Source organism: Streptomyces katrae (assembly GCF_000717655.1).
GTDB lineage: Bacteria > Actinomycetota > Actinomycetes > Streptomycetales > Streptomycetaceae > Streptomyces > Streptomyces katrae_B.
The window spans coordinates 1-18,087 of sequence record NZ_JNZY01000067.1; the positions used below are offsets into that span (position 1 = coordinate 1).

18 protein-coding genes and 3 pseudogenes are annotated in these 18,087 nt (G+C 68.3%); 6 read left to right on the plus strand and 15 right to left on the minus strand.

Annotation, left to right across the window (positions count from 1 at the left end; translation table 11 throughout):
* Positions 1–465: 465 nt before the first annotated feature.
* Positions 466–954 (minus strand): hypothetical protein, encoded by a 489-nt coding sequence (locus tag IF09_RS0138030; RefSeq protein WP_051833600.1) that lies wholly within the window; start codon positions 952–954, stop codon positions 466–468.
* 541 nt (positions 955–1,495) lie between these two features.
* Between IF09_RS0138030 and IF09_RS42260 the strand changes: the two genes are divergently transcribed.
* A complete protein-coding gene (locus tag IF09_RS42260) occupies positions 1,496–1,960 on the plus strand; it encodes a barstar family protein (RefSeq protein WP_234321321.1) in 465 nt (154 codons plus the stop codon).
* Here IF09_RS42260 and IF09_RS47775 read toward each other — a convergent pair.
* Positions 1,930–2,668, minus strand: a pseudogene (locus IF09_RS47775) (IS5 family transposase); the annotation flags it as partial. The gene IF09_RS42260 and the pseudogene IF09_RS47775 overlap by 31 nt on opposite strands.
* A gap of 263 nt (positions 2,669–2,931) precedes the next feature.
* Entirely contained in the window at positions 2,932–3,519 is a 588-nt protein-coding gene (locus tag IF09_RS0138045) for a hypothetical protein (protein WP_158710189.1), read from the minus strand.
* Positions 3,520–3,996: 477 nt separating this feature from the next.
* Between IF09_RS0138045 and IF09_RS0138050 the strand changes: the two genes are divergently transcribed.
* The 4 genes from IF09_RS0138050 (at position 3,997) to IF09_RS45310 (ending at position 6,193) form a co-directional block, all read left to right on the plus strand.
* Positions 3,997–4,407, plus strand: a complete 411-nt coding sequence (locus IF09_RS0138050; protein WP_030303900.1) for a hypothetical protein — start codon at positions 3,997–3,999, stop codon at positions 4,405–4,407.
* Entirely contained in the window at positions 4,404–4,772 is a 369-nt protein-coding gene (locus tag IF09_RS0138055; RefSeq protein WP_030303902.1) for a hypothetical protein, read from the plus strand. The genes IF09_RS0138050 and IF09_RS0138055 overlap by 4 nt, the downstream gene beginning before the upstream one ends.
* A complete protein-coding gene (locus IF09_RS0138060) occupies positions 4,769–5,047 on the plus strand; it encodes a hypothetical protein (protein WP_030303903.1) in 279 nt (92 codons plus the stop codon). The genes IF09_RS0138055 and IF09_RS0138060 overlap by 4 nt, the downstream gene beginning before the upstream one ends.
* 144 nt (positions 5,048–5,191) lie before the next feature.
* Positions 5,192–6,193: a hypothetical protein gene (locus IF09_RS45310; RefSeq protein ID WP_158710190.1), complete on the plus strand. Its 1,002-nt coding sequence runs from the start codon at positions 5,192–5,194 to the stop codon at positions 6,191–6,193.
* Between the two features lie 183 nt (positions 6,194–6,376).
* Here the strand turns inward: IF09_RS45310 and IF09_RS0138070 are convergent, their stop codons facing one another.
* The 12 genes and pseudogenes from IF09_RS0138070 to IF09_RS0138120 form a co-directional block, all read right to left on the minus strand.
* Positions 6,377–6,901, minus strand: coding sequence for a hypothetical protein (locus IF09_RS0138070; RefSeq protein WP_030303907.1), 525 nt, complete (start codon positions 6,899–6,901; stop codon positions 6,377–6,379).
* Between the two features lie 83 nt (positions 6,902–6,984).
* A pseudogene (locus IF09_RS47780) lies at positions 6,985–7,260 on the minus strand (flavoprotein); the annotation flags it as partial.
* Between the two features lie 16 nt (positions 7,261–7,276).
* Positions 7,277–7,554: pseudogene (locus IF09_RS47785) on the minus strand (transcriptional regulator); the annotation flags it as partial.
* Positions 7,555–7,659: 105 nt separating this feature from the next.
* The gene (locus tag IF09_RS46135; RefSeq protein ID WP_158710192.1) at positions 7,660–7,797 is read right to left on the minus strand and encodes a hypothetical protein; all 138 of its coding nucleotides are present in this window, start codon (positions 7,795–7,797) and stop codon (positions 7,660–7,662) included.
* A 168-nt stretch (positions 7,798–7,965) separates the two neighbouring features.
* Positions 7,966–8,370: a DUF5958 family protein gene (locus IF09_RS0138085; protein WP_030303911.1), complete on the minus strand. Its 405-nt coding sequence runs from the start codon at positions 8,368–8,370 to the stop codon at positions 7,966–7,968.
* Entirely contained in the window at positions 8,367–9,029 is a 663-nt protein-coding gene (locus IF09_RS0138090) for a Fic family protein (RefSeq protein ID WP_030303912.1), read from the minus strand. The genes IF09_RS0138085 and IF09_RS0138090 overlap by 4 nt, the downstream gene beginning before the upstream one ends.
* On the minus strand, positions 9,026–9,697 hold the full coding sequence (locus tag IF09_RS0138095; protein ID WP_051833606.1) for a hypothetical protein: 672 nt from the start codon (positions 9,695–9,697) through the stop codon (positions 9,026–9,028). Before IF09_RS0138095 ends, IF09_RS0138090 begins: the two co-directional genes overlap by 4 nt.
* Positions 9,698–9,772: 75 nt before the next feature.
* Complete coding sequence (locus IF09_RS0138100; RefSeq protein WP_234321318.1) at positions 9,773–10,492, minus strand: type I-E CRISPR-associated protein Cas6/Cse3/CasE; 720 nt, start codon at positions 10,490–10,492, stop codon at positions 9,773–9,775.
* On the minus strand, positions 10,489–11,334 hold the full coding sequence (cas5e, locus tag IF09_RS0138105; protein WP_030303915.1) for a type I-E CRISPR-associated protein Cas5/CasD: 846 nt from the start codon (positions 11,332–11,334) through the stop codon (positions 10,489–10,491). The genes IF09_RS0138100 and cas5e overlap by 4 nt, the downstream gene beginning before the upstream one ends.
* Positions 11,331–12,662 (minus strand): type I-E CRISPR-associated protein Cas7/Cse4/CasC, encoded by a 1,332-nt coding sequence (locus IF09_RS0138110; RefSeq protein WP_030303917.1) that lies wholly within the window; start codon positions 12,660–12,662, stop codon positions 11,331–11,333. The genes cas5e and IF09_RS0138110 overlap by 4 nt, the downstream gene beginning before the upstream one ends.
* 13 nt (positions 12,663–12,675) lie before the next feature.
* Complete coding sequence (gene casB, locus IF09_RS0138115) at positions 12,676–13,326, minus strand: type I-E CRISPR-associated protein Cse2/CasB (RefSeq protein WP_234321319.1); 651 nt, start codon at positions 13,324–13,326, stop codon at positions 12,676–12,678.
* Positions 13,323–14,906 carry a type I-E CRISPR-associated protein Cse1/CasA gene (locus tag IF09_RS0138120; RefSeq protein ID WP_078613717.1) on the minus strand — a complete coding sequence of 528 codons (1,584 nt, stop codon included), beginning with the start codon at positions 14,904–14,906 and terminating at the stop codon, positions 13,323–13,325. Before IF09_RS0138120 ends, casB begins: the two co-directional genes overlap by 4 nt.
* A gap of 71 nt (positions 14,907–14,977) precedes the next feature.
* Here IF09_RS0138120 and IF09_RS0138125 point away from each other — a divergent pair, with 71 nt between their 5' ends.
* Complete coding sequence (locus IF09_RS0138125) at positions 14,978–17,953, plus strand: CRISPR-associated endonuclease Cas3'' (protein WP_030303924.1); 2,976 nt, start codon at positions 14,978–14,980, stop codon at positions 17,951–17,953.
* Positions 17,954–18,087 lie beyond the last annotated feature (134 nt).

The window sequence follows — 18,087 nt, forward strand, 5'->3', positions numbered from 1 at the left end:
CACCGAACTCCACGACGCCTTCGTCTCCCTGGCCTGCAGCCTCATCTGCTGGAGACGCCTCAACAAGCCCGAATCATGATCGTGTTACGAGCTCTAAGCGGTAGCCAGAAAAACAGTGGCCGTCCCTCTTTGCAGAGAGGAACGGCCACCGTGACTCGCCCGAGTCATCGCACCACCAGCAGTGGAACCCAAACCAACCCACTGGGGTGCTCTAGCAGGCGTGCGCAACCACGCCGTGCCCAAGGATAGCCATGCCCAGGATGCGCGCGATCAATTGCCCCGGACTCACCAGGCTCTGAGCCGCTGCAACGCCCCGGCCGAAGCCGATGCCGAGCAGCGCCGAAGCCGCTGCAGACGGGGTCCCAGTACCCGCCGAAAAAGACAACGGTAAACCCGCGAGGCTCCCTCTGTAACGTGGCCTGACCACGTCAACTGCCCCGTCACCGTTGTTACCCTGCCGGCTTCCTAGACGGGGTGGCGGGGAGGCAGAGTCGCTCGGGCACGCCAGAAATCTGCGTCGCGAGGGTTGGTGAGCCATGCGATCAGACGCTCAGCACCTACTTGGAAGGCACGGGGCAGTGAGGTCTCCTCACCGACGACGAGCCTGAGGGCGTCGACGTCATGGCTAGCGTGATCGGTATCGCACCAGCAAGCCACGTTCACCGCCGCGTCGACCGCGAGCCGGCCCAAGTCTGTCCACACCACTTGAAGCAGGAACTCCAGCTGGTCGCCCCCGTCTGCGTGCTTGATGACATCCAGGCCGAGAACGATGGGCGTCCACGGCTGCGGGCTCGGAAAGACCACGTGATCCTGTGCCCACTCCCACTCCGCCTTTTCTCCGTCCGCGCGAGCCGCATCGACTGCACGGGCGGCTTGTTCCAGGCATGCCACGTCGGCAGGCGACAAGTGGGGGAACAGGGTGATCAATGGGACATCGTCGAAGGCACCTCGCATGAGCCGATCATGCGTTCTCTCCGCTGCCGACGACAAGGAGCTACCGCCCTGAAACTTCCCACCACACCACCGGCATCCTGACGACTACCAAGCTGAGCACATTCATCATGCGTACCTGACTGAGCACTTCAACGGCCCTGGCAGCATCGACTACGAGTGCGAACTGGCCCAGCTCGACGACCAAGGACACCGGCCCCTGCGGAACGTGGCCACGGACGATCCCGCAGCCGGGCTGTAGAGCAGCGAATCAAGCCACATGGCGGCAGAGGGTGCGCCACTGAGGACCGCCTATGCGCTCTCGACATGCCCCGCCGAAGCCCACCCCGCGGTCCACCACAGGCACCACCCGGCCCTCGGCTTCTCGCCAATCGCAGCCGTCTCGCTCCGACGCTACGGAGTCTGAAAGCCGGAAAGGGGAGATACGCAAAGGCCGGGTCGTGAGCGCTGCTCTAGGCCGTTTCGTTTGCATCTAGACTTTGCAGCTCGCCGCCATGACCGGCTGACGGCGGGCAACTGTCTGGATCACTGGAGGGGGGTGGCGATGGTCACCGTGCCCTGGTTGCACGTAGTCGCGGAGCAAGGCGCCCTGCCTGTCGATCTGCTACTGCCCGTGACTGGCAGGACGTACGTAGCGCGTCTCGACGGCCGGCAGATGCGCGACACGGACGCGGTGTTCCAGCAGTTCTACGACGGACTGAGGCTGCCTGATCACTTCGGGTGGAACTGGAATGCCCTCTTCGACTGTCTGCGTGATCTGAAGTGGCTGTCTGCGGACCACTGCGTATTGATCGTCGAGGCCGCGGATGAGGCACTCTCGGGCGATCCCTCCGAACAGGGGCTGCTCTTCAATACCCTGCTGCGGGCAGGTCAGCGATGGTCCTACACACAGCGGCCCGAGGGCGTCGAACTCGGCAGGCTCGTGATTGTCATGTCTTGTGATGCTCCGTCCGTCCCATCCATGCAGGGACGGCTGCAATCATGCTTGGAAGAGACGGCATCGCCATAGGGCCTCATCTCGCGGACCAGGGGAAGATGCCCGCGACGTGGAGCCCGGCTAGGTAGATGGTCGCGGTCTTCTCATAGCGGGTTGCGATGCCGCGCCACTGCTTCAGACGGTTGATGCGCCGCTCAACTGTGTTGCGCTGCTGGTATGCCTTGCGGTCGAAGGTAGGTGGCCGACCGCCGCAGCTGCCTCGGCGCAGCCGGTGGCCCCCTGGTCCGCCGGTACGGGAATCACCGCCCGGATCCCGCGCTTGCTCAGGTGGTCGCGAATGGCGCTGAGGAGTACGCCTTGCCGGCCAGGACCACATCCGGCCTGGTGCGAGGTCTGCTGTGCTGGCGTGGGACGCGCAGGCGGGCCATTACGTCCGCGAAAGCAGGTGCGTCCCCGGCCTGGCCGGCGGTGAGCACGAACGCCAACGGCCGGCAATTGCCGTCGGCGACGAGGTGAATCTTCGTGGTTAGCCCGTCGCGGGAGCGGCCGATGGCATGGTCACCGGGCTCACCGGCCGGGCCCCCTTTTTGCGGACCTCGGCCGCGTGCTGGTGAGCGCGCACGATCGTGGAGTCCACCGAGACCCGCCGACGGCCCACCTTCGCAGCCGGTTGTATACGCCCCGCCAGTTGCCGTACTTCTCCCACAGGTGCATCCGCTGCGCTCCGGTCTGGCAACCCGCGCGTACGAGGGGAGCAGTGGCCCAGCTCGGGGAGCAGGTCGCGGACGTCGGGGTCATCCCCGCGTGCGCGGGGAGCAGACTGACCACCCCTTCGAAGGAGAACCGTGAGCGGTGTCATCCCCGCGGGCGCGGGGGGAGTCCAGCACCAAGCAGACCGCCGGCCTGTATCCGGGGTCATCCCCGCGGGCGCGGGGAGCAGGCCGCCGGAGCAGCCAGTTTAGGCAAGCCGGGACGCGTTCTGGAGCAATTTCACCGATCACGACCTTTCAGGTAAACCATCGCTTATCCGGCTCTCCGTCGGCTTATGGGAGGCGTGCCAGCGCGTCGACCAGCTGGCTTACAGACACAGCACCGGTCTCGGGGAGGCCGGCCTCCGACCATGCCCGCTGCGCGACGGCCGTATCGCCCTCAGCAGCCGCCAGGACGTTCTGCTTCGCACTGTTCTCGTGGACCGGGTCAGTATCGAGACCGAAGTCGGCCAGGTGGACCACGATGCGCACCTCAAGCTTCGGATTCGACGCCATCCGCTCATTGAGGCGGTACACCCGCACACGGTGGCCGATCAGAGACCGGGCCCGCTCGATCATCGCCCGCCCCGCCTCGGAGTCGCCGCGGTCGGTCCGGATCGGCTGCTCCAGCTCTCCCGAGGTGTTCCGCAACAGCAGTACACCACGTGTACTGGACGCCTCCGCCCGTACATCCAGCAGCGTCGCCGTGAACTGTTTCGCCGCATCCAGCCGAGCGATGTCATGCCCCACGGTGTCCCCCAGGACGTACAGGCTCACGGCACGATCACGGACGCGATCCGTCCAATCGGCCTCCTCACCCGGCGGGCACGGCCCCACGGCATGGACAGCGGCAATGACGAGTTCGAGGTCACGGGGATTCACCAGCCCATCATGAACGAACCTGATCACCAGGATCCAGGCCAACGGCGGTCAGCCCCCGCACCAGTGGAGCCCGCGCTGCTGGCGGCCACCGCCGCACTCAGCCGCATCCGGCCACGCGAAGGCCCTGAGAGTCGGCCTGTGGGCTTGCGGACGCCCTGATCACGCCAGGTTGGGACGGGCAGGTCGTCGTTTCGTTTCCCCGGTTCACCCAGCGGCCACTCCACCTCGAACCCCGCCCCGCCGCATCTGGAGGAAATGGCAGCGCTCCCGCCCTGTGGGCCCGGCCCGAGCAAGATTGCCGGTGCTGGCCGGATGGGTGCAGTTCCCGGCAATGCGGTAATCACCATCCTCCTGGTCAGTCCCGTCGGGTCCGCCATCCACACCTGCCCTCTTCCGCCATTTTGGCGTAGACTCTGATACGGGCGCCGACCCCCGGCGAGTTTCCACCAAGCGGACGTCTTGAGGAGCGCAACCCCGATGACCCGTGCCGGGCGCCACACCCTCAAGCTCCACCGCGACGTCTGGGTCCGGGGCGCCGCCCAGGCCAAGCGCGACGGACTGGCTGCCACGCGTGCCGTCCAGCATCTCCTCGCGGGATTCGCCTCGGGCACGATCACCATCGGTCCCATCTCCGGCGCCACCATCGGCACGTACCGCGCCAACGTCGAGATCCCGGACAGCGTCTGGAACCGCGCCCTCGAACGCGCCGGCCTCGCGCGGGCACGGGGATCCGGACCAGTGCCCGCCGCCATGACGGACTCGGCCCTCGCCCCCGACATCTCGACCCTGTGCGAGGTCCTCATCCAGGGCTACGCCGATGGCAGGATCACCCTGATCGCCCCCTCGGGCACCGTCCGCATCGAATCCCAACGGAAGGCAGCGGCATGAGCACGGCACCCGAATCCGGCCCCGAAGCAGTCCCCCAGCCGGCCGCCCGGCCCGAGGACCTGCGGGCCGCCCTCGCCCGCCTCGCTCCCTCCCGCCTGCCCGAGTTCGACGCGGAACGCGCAACAGCGGTCGCCCAGGCCCGCGCTGAGGTCTCCCCCGCCCCCCTCCACCGCCTCGTCTCCTACTGGGCCGTGGAGGTCGCGCACGCCCGCAACCCCGAGCGGCTTTCCCGCCTGCGGAAGCTGGAGCACCAGGCGCAGAGCGCCGACGACGCAGACCTCCCGGGTGTCCTCTCACAGATCCGCGCGATCCTCCTCGAGGTGCACGCCGAGGCGGGGTTCACGCGGCAGGGCGACAGCCGGTGAGCGACCTCGACTGGAGCTGGGAGTACGAACCCGACGAAGCCCACGTCACCACCGGGCTGGCGGTCTCCGTCATCGCCGAGGCCGAGCAGGTGCTGGCAGACCTGGTCGAGCTCGCCGCCATGGGCGTGGACCCGACGACCACGGGCCGCGGACCGGCCGACGGCGGCGTCCGGCGCATCGACCTCCCCAGCGGCGGCTGGATGTACGTCCTGCCCATCCCCCGCCGACGCACCCTCTACGTCACGGCCGTCATGCCGCCCTTCCACCTCCTGTGACCTGACCTTCGTACCCTGCCCGGCCTGCCCGAGTGAGCAAGGCGAAACTACGGCGTCCGCGTCTTGGCCTGACGAAACACCCAGGCCAGCACGGCCTTCCTGTGACGCCAGGACCAGCTCCCGGTCCATACCCGCGCTGAGTAGTTGAGCACCTACGCCTCAGCCGTCCATGACAATCTGGATGTCCGGCTTCGACAGCAGATCGGTTTGCGGCGTATTCCTCCGGGCCAGAGGCTTACCCTGCGTTCCATGGACCTGGATGCTGAACTCAGTGCTCTGGCAGCCCAAGAGGACCTGCCCGCTGACCTGGTGCGGCGCCTGCTCCAGCACCCGGGGGCCCGGCGCTCTGTCGCGTTGCTGCGCCGGGACCTGACTGATGAACTGATAGCGGAGATCATCGACCTCGGCTCCGTACGGACTCTCGCCGCGAACTCCTCCGTGCGCTCTCGGATCAGGGCCCGCTTTGCGGAGCATCCGGAGCCGGCCGTTCGGTGTGCGGTCGCGGCGAGCGTCCGAGATGAGCCGCTGGGGCTGCTGGCCTGTCTGGCAGCCGACCCGGATCCTTCGGTGCGGTCGTTCCTTGCGATGAACGAGTATCTGCCCGCGGAGTTGCTGGCCGTCCTGGCGGCGGACTCGGAGGCAAGTGTGCGGTCGTCGGTCATCCAGCGCTGGCGCGATGCTCCGGAGGACGTGCGCAGGATGTTGCTGACGGATGCCGACCCAGGCATCCGCAGCGGCAGTGTTCGGGCATTCGTCCCTCCCGCAGACCTCCTGCCCGGACTGCTGGCAGATCCGGCGACCCGTGCTGCCGCGGTCGCGCATGCTGTACCGACCCCTGAACTGGCGGCAGACCGGGATTCCGGTGTCCGGGAGGCCGTCGCCGCACATCCGGACCTTCCGCCTGGTCTACGTGACCTGCTGGCAGGGGACCAGGACATCTTCGTCAGGAACGCGATCGCGGCACGGGCGGACACCCCACCAGCGCTGCGTAAACGGCTTGTGGCCACCCTGGAGTCCGACAGCCCCCTTGCTGAATGGATGCTGTCGTTCAGGCGCGGCACCCACACTTGCCCTCCTGCAACACCGGCCCGGCCGAATCTCACGCGGCAACAGGCAGAATCGTTGCTTGCTCAGGCCGGGCTATAAGCGTGAACTCCGGTGGTCAGCTGCCTGGGGGCAGGACGGCCATGGAAGGTGAGTGTGTGGCGCGACCTTCGCGACCTCGGCTGATTCGCCGGGGCAGTGGCTTCGTCGGCGAGTTCCGGGTTCGAGCACACATGCCGTGAGCCCCAAGAACCCCACCGACAAGCTTCCCAAGCCCCCGGTCCTCTAACTCCCGGAGCTGTCCACGTTCCATTCCGTCGGCAGTGCCTCATCGCAGAAGACGCAGATGAAGTCCTCTTCCCGAACGATGTTCAGCTGGCCGCAGGCGGGACAGCGCCGGAAGATCACCTCGTGGGTGAAGCCGGAAGGGTGCTCGATCCTGGCTGCGTCCAGCGCCTTCGCGACGGCTGGCCACGAACTGATGTCCGGGCAGTATCCGGTCGACTGGTTACTCACCTCACTGACCACCCACTGCCCGGACTCTTCGTGGAAGGTCATCTCCCCCGCACCCAGAACAGGGCCGCCACCGGCACACACCACGTGCTCGCTCCGGCGCGGCGCGAGCCGCAGTACGCCCGCCGGGTCGATGACGAACGTGAAAGGCTCGGCCAGCTCAACCGCTGCCAGACCCGAAGCCCAGTCCTTGAAGTGCGCTGCCGATTGGATGCTCCGCCCCTCAGCCTCCGGCCGGACGAGGGCCCGCAGATCAGACGGTCCCACATACCGATAGCTCCACCCCAGCAAGTTCACGCTGTCGAACGTAACCTCCGCCCGAGGTCAGCGCCTGGGAAATTACGTGAACTTCCTCCTGGGGAATAGCGTGAACTTTCACAGGCCCACTTGTTGACCGTCTTGAACGTGACCGGCGCAACCGCGATGGCGTCGGCCCGCGGATACGTCCGTGGCTCGCCGGGCGAGCGCCAGGCGGACCGGACCGGGTAGCCGGTCTGGATCTCGATCGCCCGGGTGTCGAGGAACTCGAGGCCTTGGGGCGTGGCGATGACCCCGGCGTCCCATCCCCGGTCCTGTGCGGCGGTGATCAGTCTGCCGACGTCGCTGGCGGCGCACACGACGACGTACGGAAAGGGCGTGGACTGCCGCTCGGTCAGGCGGGTACTCCCGCCCCGGCAGCGTACGTCGGCGGTCCCGCGCGGCGATGTCGGCGACCAGCTCGCGGACGGCAGGATGGCGTACGTCGTGGGCCGCGCAGGTCTCGGGGTTCCGTAGGGCTTGGGTAGCCATCGGCCAGGCGGCCCTGCGGGCCTCGCGCGGCCGGCCCCGATCCAGAGTGCGGTACGGCGCTCGGGGACCGGGATGTGGCGGTGGAAGAGCGGGCGTGCCGCGTCGACGGCGATGCCAGCGTCGCCTAAGGAGACGGCCGCGCTGGCCCAATGCGGGGTGACGGCGTCCCATCTGGCGGTCTATATAGGGGAACCGGGTAGCCCGTGCCTCTGCGCAGGCGAAAAGTTGGGGGTTCAGCAGCGATCGTGCTGCTGAACCCCCGCCTGCTAGGCGGCGTCGTCCCCGAACATCGCCACCAGCAGCGACCAGATGGCCTTGCCGATGACGTTGACCAGGACGGCACGACCGAGACTGGTCCCTGCCTTCGACGCCGTCCCGGGTGTGGTCTGCTCACGCTTGTCCACGCCCCTTCACCTCCCCTCGCTGTGCGAATGGACCGACCTCTGACGTCGCGAGGTTCTGGTCCCTGTCGCAGGGCGCAGGCGCCCCAGCTCAGGAAGTGATGGGGAGAGCGTACGGCGGCGCAGACTCCCATGTCTCCCAAATCCGGTAAGCCGGTCCGCTTCGATTGATCACGTGCAATCAGCGGCAGGCAGGTTGTGCCACCAGTGCCCGCACCCGTCGGAGCAGTAGCGTGCGCGGCGGCGTTGGTCGGCGATCGCAAGGACCGCGACCAGCAGCCGGAACGCCTTGCGTCGTTCGTCGAGCGGGGTGAGGCCGGCGATTTTCCCCAGTTGCTGGTTGACCGGGCCGCGGGTGATGAGAACCGCCGGCGTATGCGTCGGGCGCAGTCCGGCACGGTGGATGCCCTCCGGTCCATCCTCCGTGACGGCGCGGGCCTGGATGCAGTGGTGGCGCAAGAACAACAGCGTCTCGGACTGCGCATGCGGGCCGAGGCCGTCGAACCACTCGATGCCCTGTGACATCGGGCGCAGCCCTTGGGCGAGTTCGTTGAGCAGGACGTCGCGTTCGGTCATGATGACCGGCTCCCATGAGGCAGGCGGCGGGCAGCCGCGGTGACCAGGATGCCGAGCAGCATCGCCAGATCGGCCGCGCCGTCGGCGTCGTCGGCCCAGCGGGTGGTCTGCAGTGGGTGCACGTCGAGCAGGGAGACGCCTTCTCTGGCCATGACGAAGGCCAGCGCGAGCATGGCTGCACGGGCGTTGCCGTCTTCGAACGGATGGAAGAAGAGGACGTCAAGGTAGGTCCGGGCAGCGCGTGAGGGGAGGAGCACACCCGGACTGGTGCTCTCGGCCAGGCATCGCTCGAACTGTGCCAGGGTGTCGGGCCCGAGGCCGTAGCGCTCTCGTCCGCCCTTCGCGAAAGCCGGCATCGTGCGGAAGTCAACGGTCTTGCGGTTCAGCACGGTTCGCTGCCAGTTCGCCATGACGGGAAAAGTCAACCGGGCGCCCTGTTGCGCGTCGATGAAAGCCGCGTCGAGAGCGGTCAGGACCCTCGTCGTGCCTTCGGGGTCGCGGCCGCCGCGCGTCGTGGTGAAGAAGTTCCGGAAGCCGTCGGGCGTCGGAGGCCCAGCGCTGACGGCGGGCTCGCCGCTCCAACGCGGCCAGGCAGTTTCCGCACGGATGCACAGCCAGTCGGCGAGGGCGTCGTTCTGGCGGTCGGTCCCGGAGCTCATCGGCCGTCGCCGATGGTCCGGGCGAACCCCGAACTCACCCTGGCGACCACCGTGACGTCCGGTGCGATCCAACTGTCGAACCGGCCGCCGACGGCAGTCTTGACGATCTCCCGGGCACGCTCCTCGTCAATGCCGTTGTAGGCGAGGAACCACCCCAGAACCTGCATACAGTGCGCGTACCAGCCGCTATCGGCATGGGTCCGGTCGGCCACCGCGGTGACCAGGCGCGTGCACGCCCGCTCCCAGTGCCAGGCGTCCACCCCATGCCCTCCAGGCTGCTCCGGCGGCGTGAGAGCAGAGAAGCGCTCCGCCAGGTCCTCAAGCCAGCCACGCCATTCGAGCAGGGCCGCGACCACGAGGGGAGCCGTTGCTTCCTTCGTCGTCACGGAATGCGAGGCACAGCACCACGCCTCGACCACCCCGCCGTCGAAGTCGCCCTCGCCCAGCGACCAATTCCACCCGCAGGCCCACCGTCCGTACCTGCTCACCAAGAAGTCGGTGACTGCAAGCAGCGAACGCCACCGTTCTTCTTCTGCGACATCAGCGTCGGGAACCAAGGGCGCCACAAGAGCGGTCAGCTCCTTCGCCGCATCGTCATCCAACTCGAACGGATACCGCAAAGGATCTACGTCTGCCCAGGTCAGCGCATGCGCCCACAGCTCAGTCACCCTTCCACTCTGCCGTGTGCTGTCGCTCGAACGCCAACGGATATCGAGCGGCAGCGCCCCTCTCGGCCTCCGCTGTCAACGGGTGAGGAGCAGCCCGCAGCTGTATGCGCGGCCGTGTCCGATTCCTTCTGCCAGTGTGTCGGCCAGTGCCTGTGGGTCTGTGACCGTCAGCTTCCCTCGCAGCTCGGCCCGGACGATGCGCAGGCCCTTGTGCGAGCCAGCGCTGGAGACGGTGGGAAGCATTCTCACGGCGAGTGCGCCTTCGTCGGCGGTGGCGCCGATACGGACGCTGCCCGTCGGGCCGGATCGGGGCTCGCCTTCGGGCTGGAGCCGGCGCACGAACCATTCCTTGACGTGCTCCGGCCGAGTGTGGGCGACGCGCTTGCCCCGGACCTTCTCTGATGCAGGTGCTCCCGTCGGAACACTGCGGACCGGGTTGACCACGGTGCGGAACTCCATCACGTCGCCAACCCTGAAGGTACGGTCCACGGTGATGATCCGCGGCCGGCTGGTCATGGCGGCCTGCGGTATGCGGGACCAGTCCCCCGGGACGCGCGACTGCACCACGAGGACGAGCGCGGCTGCCTTCAGGTCCACCGACCAGGTCGACAGGACGCCCATCTGCGCACGCGCGTCGGCGTCGCCGTCTGCCACCCAGCCGCGGAAGCCGCTCATAACGGTGCGGTGCATCTCCTGGGCATCGACGAGGGACTTCGCAGCGAACGGATGGCGCGCATCGAGCGTGAGCACGCTGTGGGTGGCGACGAAACGGGCTGCAGCGGTGGTCCGGGTCACAGGAGGACGTCCCATCCAGTGGCGGTCTCAACGATCGTGATGCGGGTGCGGGTCTCCCAACGGAGCGTGTGCGCTCGTTCGTCCGCCTCGAAGGTGACGGGCTGGTCGTTGATCGGTGCCGCCTCCGCGTCGTCCGGCGCGGCCTGGATCCAGGCCCAGGGACGGGGTTCGTCTGCCGCGTCGGGCAGCAGGGCCGTCCCCGCGAACACTTCTTCGATGGTGCCCTCGTGTACCCCGCATGCGAGGGTGCCGGACGGCGGGCACGACTTGCGGCCCAGCCACAGCAGTCTCTGCGGGTGCTCCAGGGCGTGGGCGATCTTCTCGAGCAGGGCCAGGTCCTCGTGTTCGAGGGCAGCCAGGAAGGCGGCGTCAGCCAGGTACCAGCGCTCAGTGATCAGTGCGTCGCGGGCGAGCTGCTCCGAGATCAGGCCTCCGGAGCGGGGATCCCTGGCGATCTTCTTAGGGGCGCCGTACCAGTTGGCAAGATCGTGGTGCCCGAAAGCAGGGCCGGTCTGAGCCTCCATGGAACGGGAGACGGCAGCCGCCCTGCGGTGGTCGGTGATGAGGTCACGGGGCCGTACGGGGAACCTCCCTGCCCCCACGGTGTGGTAATCCCGTACGGGTACGCCCGGCCGGTCGGCGCGCACGCCGAACCGGAGCTCGGCGAGGGGCAGGTCCTCGGCATCGAGGTCAGCTGTCCGGTCCAGCCCGAGTGCGGCCGCGCACAGGCCGATCACCGCGGACTTCGTGGGTCGGCTGTGCGTATCGCGGCGGGTGAAGTGGGAGACCAGCCCCCATGACTGCAGAGGACCCGCCAGGCGGATGAGCAGGACGTGCGTCACGCCGTCAGCTCCTCGACGGTCACGACTTCCTTCGCGTCCAGCTTCCCCTCGGCCTTGAGCTCCTCTAGCACGGCGTTGATGTCGAGGTCGTAGGTGAGGACGTTCCCGGGCCGGATGTCGGTGCGCCGCTGTGTGACGAAGCGGTGGTGCTCCAGCAGGCGGCGTACGGCGGCTGCGCCGGCCGGCCCGTCGGTCAGCTCGTCGATGGGCCGCTGGAAGGCGCCCGCGTAGTTGAAGGGCCGGTCACCGTCGAACGCGAGGACCAGTCCGGGGAGGGTTCCGGTGGATGCCGTGGAGTTCCTCTTGGCTTCCGGGAAGGCATCGACGAAGGCGTTCACGAACTCCGCCTCGGCGGCGACGGCGGTTGGCTCTACGTCGTCGGCCGCCATGCCGGCGGCTTGCAGGTTGCGCCGCAGCCGGACCCGGTCGAGGACCGCATGCCGGTAGAACGTGCCCGAGATGAGCGACTGGTAGCCGGTCATGCCTGCGCCCGCGTCGTCGGCGGGGTCGAGGAAGTCGAGCGCATTGGCCTTGCGGTCGAGCTTGGCGTCGTCGGCGGCGGCGAAGAAATCGTCGACCTGCTCGGCCTCGTGCACCGTGAAGGCATGGCTGCTCTGGATGGCCCCGTCCACGTTCGGGGAGTCCGCGACCTCCGCAAGGAAGCGGCCGTACAGCGCGATGTCGATGGCGTCCCGGGGCGCCAAGGCCGTCAGCACCGCAGTACGGATTGCCTTCGGAAGGGGCACCTTCTGGGCAACCGCGTTCTCGGCGGCGTCGCCCTCCTCCTCATCCGCGGGCTTCTTGCCCTTCTTCCGCTTCTCGGCTTCCGCCTGTTGCGCGGCAGTGAACTCCTGCTCCCAGGCGGTGACAGACTCTGCTTCGGCGGCAAGGTGCCCGGCGATGCGGGTACCGGCGTCCGAGGGAGCGAACACCAGCACCTTGGTCAGGTTGGCCACCGTTTTCTTCGTCGGGTCCCCGAACTTCAGATTGAGGGCTTCGAGCACCGCGCGTGCTGTACGCAGCGCCGTCTCGTACTCCCATCCGTGGTCGTTCTCCAGGCTCCGGGCGGTGATCAGCGCCCATTCCCGGGTGCGGACGCCCATGGTGTGGTCCTTCAGTGCGCCGACCCCCGCGTTCGCCCGGTTACGGGTGTGGACGCGCTCGGCCCGGCGCCGGGCCTGGCTGGTGATCATGTGGCGTTCGACGCCGCCGTACACGATGGCCTTGGGCGCGCCGTTCTCGTCGCGCACCGGCAGAACGGCGGCGACGGTCTCCAGGAGGTGGAGGGACAGGAACTGGCGGCCGGTAAGGCTGGGCTGTGTGCTCACGTGTCGCGTCCTTCTAGGTGTTCTGGTCGGTGGGCGCGGAGGTTGTGCGCGCGGCTGTCTTGCGCGCGGATGGCCTGGGGGCCCGCCACGGCTTGTGGAAGTCGACGGCCCAGCGGTAGCGGACCTTGGCCTCACGGTCGCTCCAGCGGACCAGGTCATCGACGAGCAGAGACCAGGAGGGCGGAGCCTGCTCGCACGAGCGCAGCCGGGCGACGGCGTGCTGGAGGTGGCGCCACGGGATGCTCCGGCTCGACACGATGCGGGCGTTCAGGCGGGAGGCGCCGGCGTCCTTGGGGCCGCGCCCGATGCGGTTGCCGATCCTGCGCATCGCGTCGCCCAAGGAGTCGTAGCCCTTGTGCGGCCGGTCCGCTCCCTGGTGGTAGACGGCGAAGAGGAAAGCGACCCGCTCATAGATCTCGCGCTGTTCCTCTGCCGGGGCATACCAGCCGGCCCGGATATGCGCGTCTTCCTTCGCCCGGGGCCGGCGCAGTTCGGCAAGTGTGCCGTTGTCGCGGTTGCGGACGAGGCTGACGAGCCATCGGGAGAGCTGCTCGGCCGGCGGGTGTTCTGGGAGGAAAGCGGCCTGCGTCGTCTTCGATTCCTGCTCGAGCACCGCATCGGGTCCGCTTCCGGATCCGGTATCGGCGTCGGTCGTGCTGCTCACGGCCGCTTCTCCTTCGACTTGAGCTGGTCGGGTGCTTTCGGCTTTTGGAGCTCCGATGCCAGCGTCCGCAGGGCGTCGGCGCGTGCCTGGAAACCGCGCGCGTTGGTGGGCAGGGAGTCGAGGCGGCGTTCGAGGAAGGTGGTGGCGGACTCGGCGAGGGTCTCTCCGTAGGCCTGGAGGCTCTCCGCCAGGCAGGCTCCGGCCACGACCTTGTCCAGCAGGATGTGGAAGGGCTGCTCGGTCGCCGCCCAGTGTTCCGGGCGGGCGTCGAAGCGGGCCATCTGCAGCTTCTTGTCGGCCGGCTTCGGGTTCGGGTAGGCGACCCTCCACGCCGCAAAGGCGGCCTTCCAGAGGGACGCCGCCACGTACTCCGCGATCTGTGACCCGGTATGGGCCGCGTGCCTGAGGTCCTCTTCGCGGCCCGGCCGGTAGGGGAAGGTGTCCGCGAGCCAGCTCAGGGGAGCTGTCTTGTTCGCGATCAGGCCCACAGCCCACAGGGAGACCGGACGCTCGGCGAGTGTGGCCAGGCGGTGGTAGAGGTCAAGGCGCTTGCCGCGGTCGGCGACGGCCGCGTACAGGGCGTGTGCCTCGCGCCACAGGGCCCGGGCCGGCGAGGGTGCCAGCGGCTTGGCATTGGGGCCGGTGCCCGCGTAGACGACGTCTTGGACGAGGGAGTCAGGGAGGGGGGCGAGCAGCTCGCCGGCTCCTACGAGGACACGGTCCACGCCCGTCTCGCCGTTGGCCAGTGCGCAGGGGTGCAGGAGGATCGAGCGGCCCAGGACGCTGTGGAGGTCGGCGGGACCGTCCACGGGCCGCCCGTCGGGTTTGGCCGCGAATCCCCGGCGCGGGAGGCTCGACACCGTCCACGTGTGGTTGAACGTCCCGCGGCGTGCGGCGGGGGCGAGGTTGAGCCGGAGGGTGTCACCCAGTGTCTCGCCGAGCGCGATCACCCGGATGCGGGCCCCGAGGCGCCCCGTGGCCAGGTTGGTGATGGTGTCGCCCAGGGTGGCCTTTCCGGATATGCGGGCGCGGCCGCTCAGGCCGTAGGCGTGCTGGGTGAGCATGGCCCGGAAGGCCCGCTCGGCTGTCAGGGGTTGCGCGTGTGCGAGGTGGTGATGGTCGAAGAACTGGTTGTAGTCACCGACGTGTTCGAGGACGAGCTGCGCGGGCCCGACACCGTGTTTGCCCATGAACGGGGCGAGCAGGGAGTTCTGTCCGAGGGGCGCCGTGGGATGGAAGAGGTTCCAGCTGTCGTCGGGTTCGTCCTCAAGCCACTTCACGGCCAGGTCGAAGGGCTGCTGGCTCTCGACCGCGTCCAGCCATCTCTCGGGGACCGGCGGGTTCGACTTCGACGCGTAGCAGATGGCCATCAGGAACTCGAACAGGGCGACCGTCTCGCCCGGGGTACTGCCGGCCAGCGTCTTGATGTCCTCGTCAGCACTTCGGAACACCTGGAGGAGAGTCCGCGACTCCGTCCTGCCCCCGGTCGTCACCACGGGTATGCAGGGGTGGGCGCGGGGATCCCACCAGGGGGCGGCCTCTGCCGGCGGTAACGCGGATGGTTCAGCCAACGTGCACATTCCCCCGATTTCGTGACGGGCTGCCGTGATCGAAGCGAAGCTAACACTGCGATCGAACGAGGGGGGCGCGAATGCCGAAGTCGGGCGGCGGGGCGTACAAGTGGGTGTGGGGCAAGACGCAGGACCGGTGGAGGTACCCCGAAGGGCAGCGGGGCTGGAACCCACTGCTGGCCCACCTGCTCGACACGGGCGCCACGGCACGGGAGCTCTGGGACCGCTACCTGCCGGACAACGTCCGCACCGTGCTCACGGAAGCGTTCGGCGGCGGTGACGCGGCCACGGCGCGCGCAGTCGTGCCATTCCTGGCTGCGCTCCACGATCTCGGCAAGGCGGCCCCCGCATTCCTCAGACAGTTCGACCAAAGGGACACCCGGTCCCACCTGCGCAAGGCGCGACAGGTGTGGGAGGAAGAGGCGCGCTCCCACGGCGTTCCGCTCCCGGCCACGTGGGAGGGGCTGTACTGGGCACACCACCAGCACATCACGGCAGCCACGCTCCCCCGCCTACTCGGCTGCGACTGCCCCGTGGCGAACGGCCAGCGCTGTAGGGCACCTGAGCACCAGGGCCTGTACGACGTCGCGTATGCGCTGGGCGGACACCACGGTCATGTCCCCGGAGCGGAGACCGTCGGTACGGCGGCCATCGCCCGCGGAGGCGCGAACTGGGACAAGGTACGAGCAGACCTCGTCGAGGTGACGGCCGCGATGCTGGGAGTCGACCTGCCACATCTCGCGGCAGCAGTGGCCCCGGTCAAGCCCGCGGCGCTGATCCACCTCACGGGGCTGGTCATCCTGAGCGACTGGATCGCCTCGAACGACGACAGGTACCCCTACGCGGACCTGGCTGATTCGGACGAGGCGTGGTGGCAGGCGGCCCAGAACCGCGCCAAGGACGCCCTGACAGCACTGTGCCTCGACAGGTGGAAGCCCACCAAGGCGACGTGGCAGCAGCTGTGGCCCGGAACTGAGCCACGTCCCGTCCAGGCTGCGGTGATGGACCTGATGCCTCCCGCAGGACCGACACTGGTCGTCGTCGAAGCCCCTCCGGCCTCGGGCAAGACCCGTCTCGCCCTGTGGTGCGCCCACTATCTGGCGTCCCGCAACGGCTACCAGGGGCTCTACATCGCCATGCCCACGAAGGCGGACACGGGCCGGATCGCCGAAGAGGTGAAGCAGTTCATGCAGGCAGCGGTGGCGGACGGGGACGCCACCCTTGCAGTCGTCCAAGCCGACGCCATCGAGCAGCAGATCGTCTACGACCTGATCGACGCGGAGCGGCCGGCCCAGGAGAAAAGCTCGCCCCTCGACGCCCTGGCAGCAGGCGCCCTCAACACCTTGGAGTCCGACGAAGACGAGCACGATCCCGCGGGAACTTCGGCAGCGGACGAGCACCGGGGGCGCGACAGGGCCGTCATGGACCCCTGGTACCTGAACCGGTGTGTGGGGCTCATGGCCACCTTCGGGGTGGGCACCATCGATGAGGTCATGCTGGCCGCTCAGCCGTCCAAGCACTGGATGCTGAGGCTCTTCGGGCTCTCGTGCAAGACCGTCGTCATCGACGAGGCGCACGCCTATGAGCTGTACCAGCAGGACCTGCTGGGCACCACCGTGCAATGGCTCGCCGATGCGGGCTCGTCCGTCGTCGTCCTGTCCAACGCCCTGCCTGCGGCGGTACGGACGGCGCTCACCGCGTCCTGGTGCGCCGGTCTGCAGGTCGAAGCCGCCGACGCGGGTGACGAAGGCCCGGTCACGGTTGTCGACGCAGCCGGACACGTCAGGCGTGGCGGCCCGCTGCCCGCCGACGCCCCGCAGAACGTCACGACGCTCCGCCTGCGGCGCCAGGAGGATCCTGCCGGCCTCGCCTCGGAGCTCCTGGACAAGGCGCGGAGCGGCGGCTGCATGGGCGTGGTGCGCAACCGGGTCGACAAAGCTGTAGCCCTGTACCGGGCAGCACTCGCGAACGCAGCTGCCCATGGCTGGGACGAGTCGGAGATCCTCCTGCTGCACGAGCAGTTCCAGACTCATCAGCAGAAGTCCACTGAGGAACGGATCCGCTCCCTCCTCGGAGACCGTGCCGCATCCCGGCCCCACAGGCTGCTGGTGATCACCACTCAAGGAACAGCGCAGGCCGTGGACTTCGATTTCATGGTGTCCGACCTGGCTCCGGTCGATCTCCTCATCGAACGGATGGGCAACCTCCACCGCAATCCCGAGAACACCGGACAACGCCGAACCTGGTGCAGGCTTCCACAGCTGGACGTCCTCTTCCAAGCCGATCCACAAGAGCCTGACCTCCCCCTAGTTGAACCGCCTCGCCTACATCCGGGACGGGGCGCAGGCAACCTCGACGGCTTGGCCTACGCCCCGTACGCCCTGGCCGCAACCTTCCGAACCCTGCGGAGCAAGTGCGATCAGCAGGGGCGCATCAGCCTGTGCCTGCCCCGGGACGCCGCCGGACTCATCGCGAGCGTGTACGAGACACGCCAGACAGGCGAAGGCACGTGGGCGACGCTCTTGGACCGGACGTGGAACGCCTGGCTGGTGGCGCTTGCCGGGGAACGCCTTGCGGCCGACGACAACGGAGTACGCCCTTACGTCGAGGGCCACCCCGCGACCGTGGGATGGCTCATCTCAGGTGAGCTGAACGGCGCCGGAGAAAGGGGCGGCGTGGACGGGCTCCGCGCCCTTCCCCGGCTCAGCATCCCCCCGGTGAACGCCGTGTGCCTCTATCAGCATGGCGAGGAACTGACCTACGACGCTGAAGGCAAGTTGCGGGCGAAGTTCTACAGTGATCGACAGCTGAAGAAGGGCGTACCGCCTGCGGTTGAGCGGCAGGTGAAGCGGAACCTCCTGCTGCACACGGTTTCCATGCCGGGGAATTGGTTCGAGGGGAATGGCAGGCTGCCGGCCCCGAAACCCTGGCCCCGCCGGACGTACAAGCCGCTCGACCGCTGGAATGTCCTGCTCTTCGATGCCACGGGAGCATGCGTCTTCGGCCTGGCCGGCCGAGTCCACTACGATCCGGCGACCGGCCTGCGCAGGCTGTGACACCGCGGCCGTCAATGTTTCGCGGGCTGGGCCATCGCCCTCTCACCGCCCCGACTTTGTCCGCGGACAAAAGTCTGCCCCTCGACGTTCACGCCATGGCAGCATGGGCCGCATGACGACCATCAGAAAGGTCC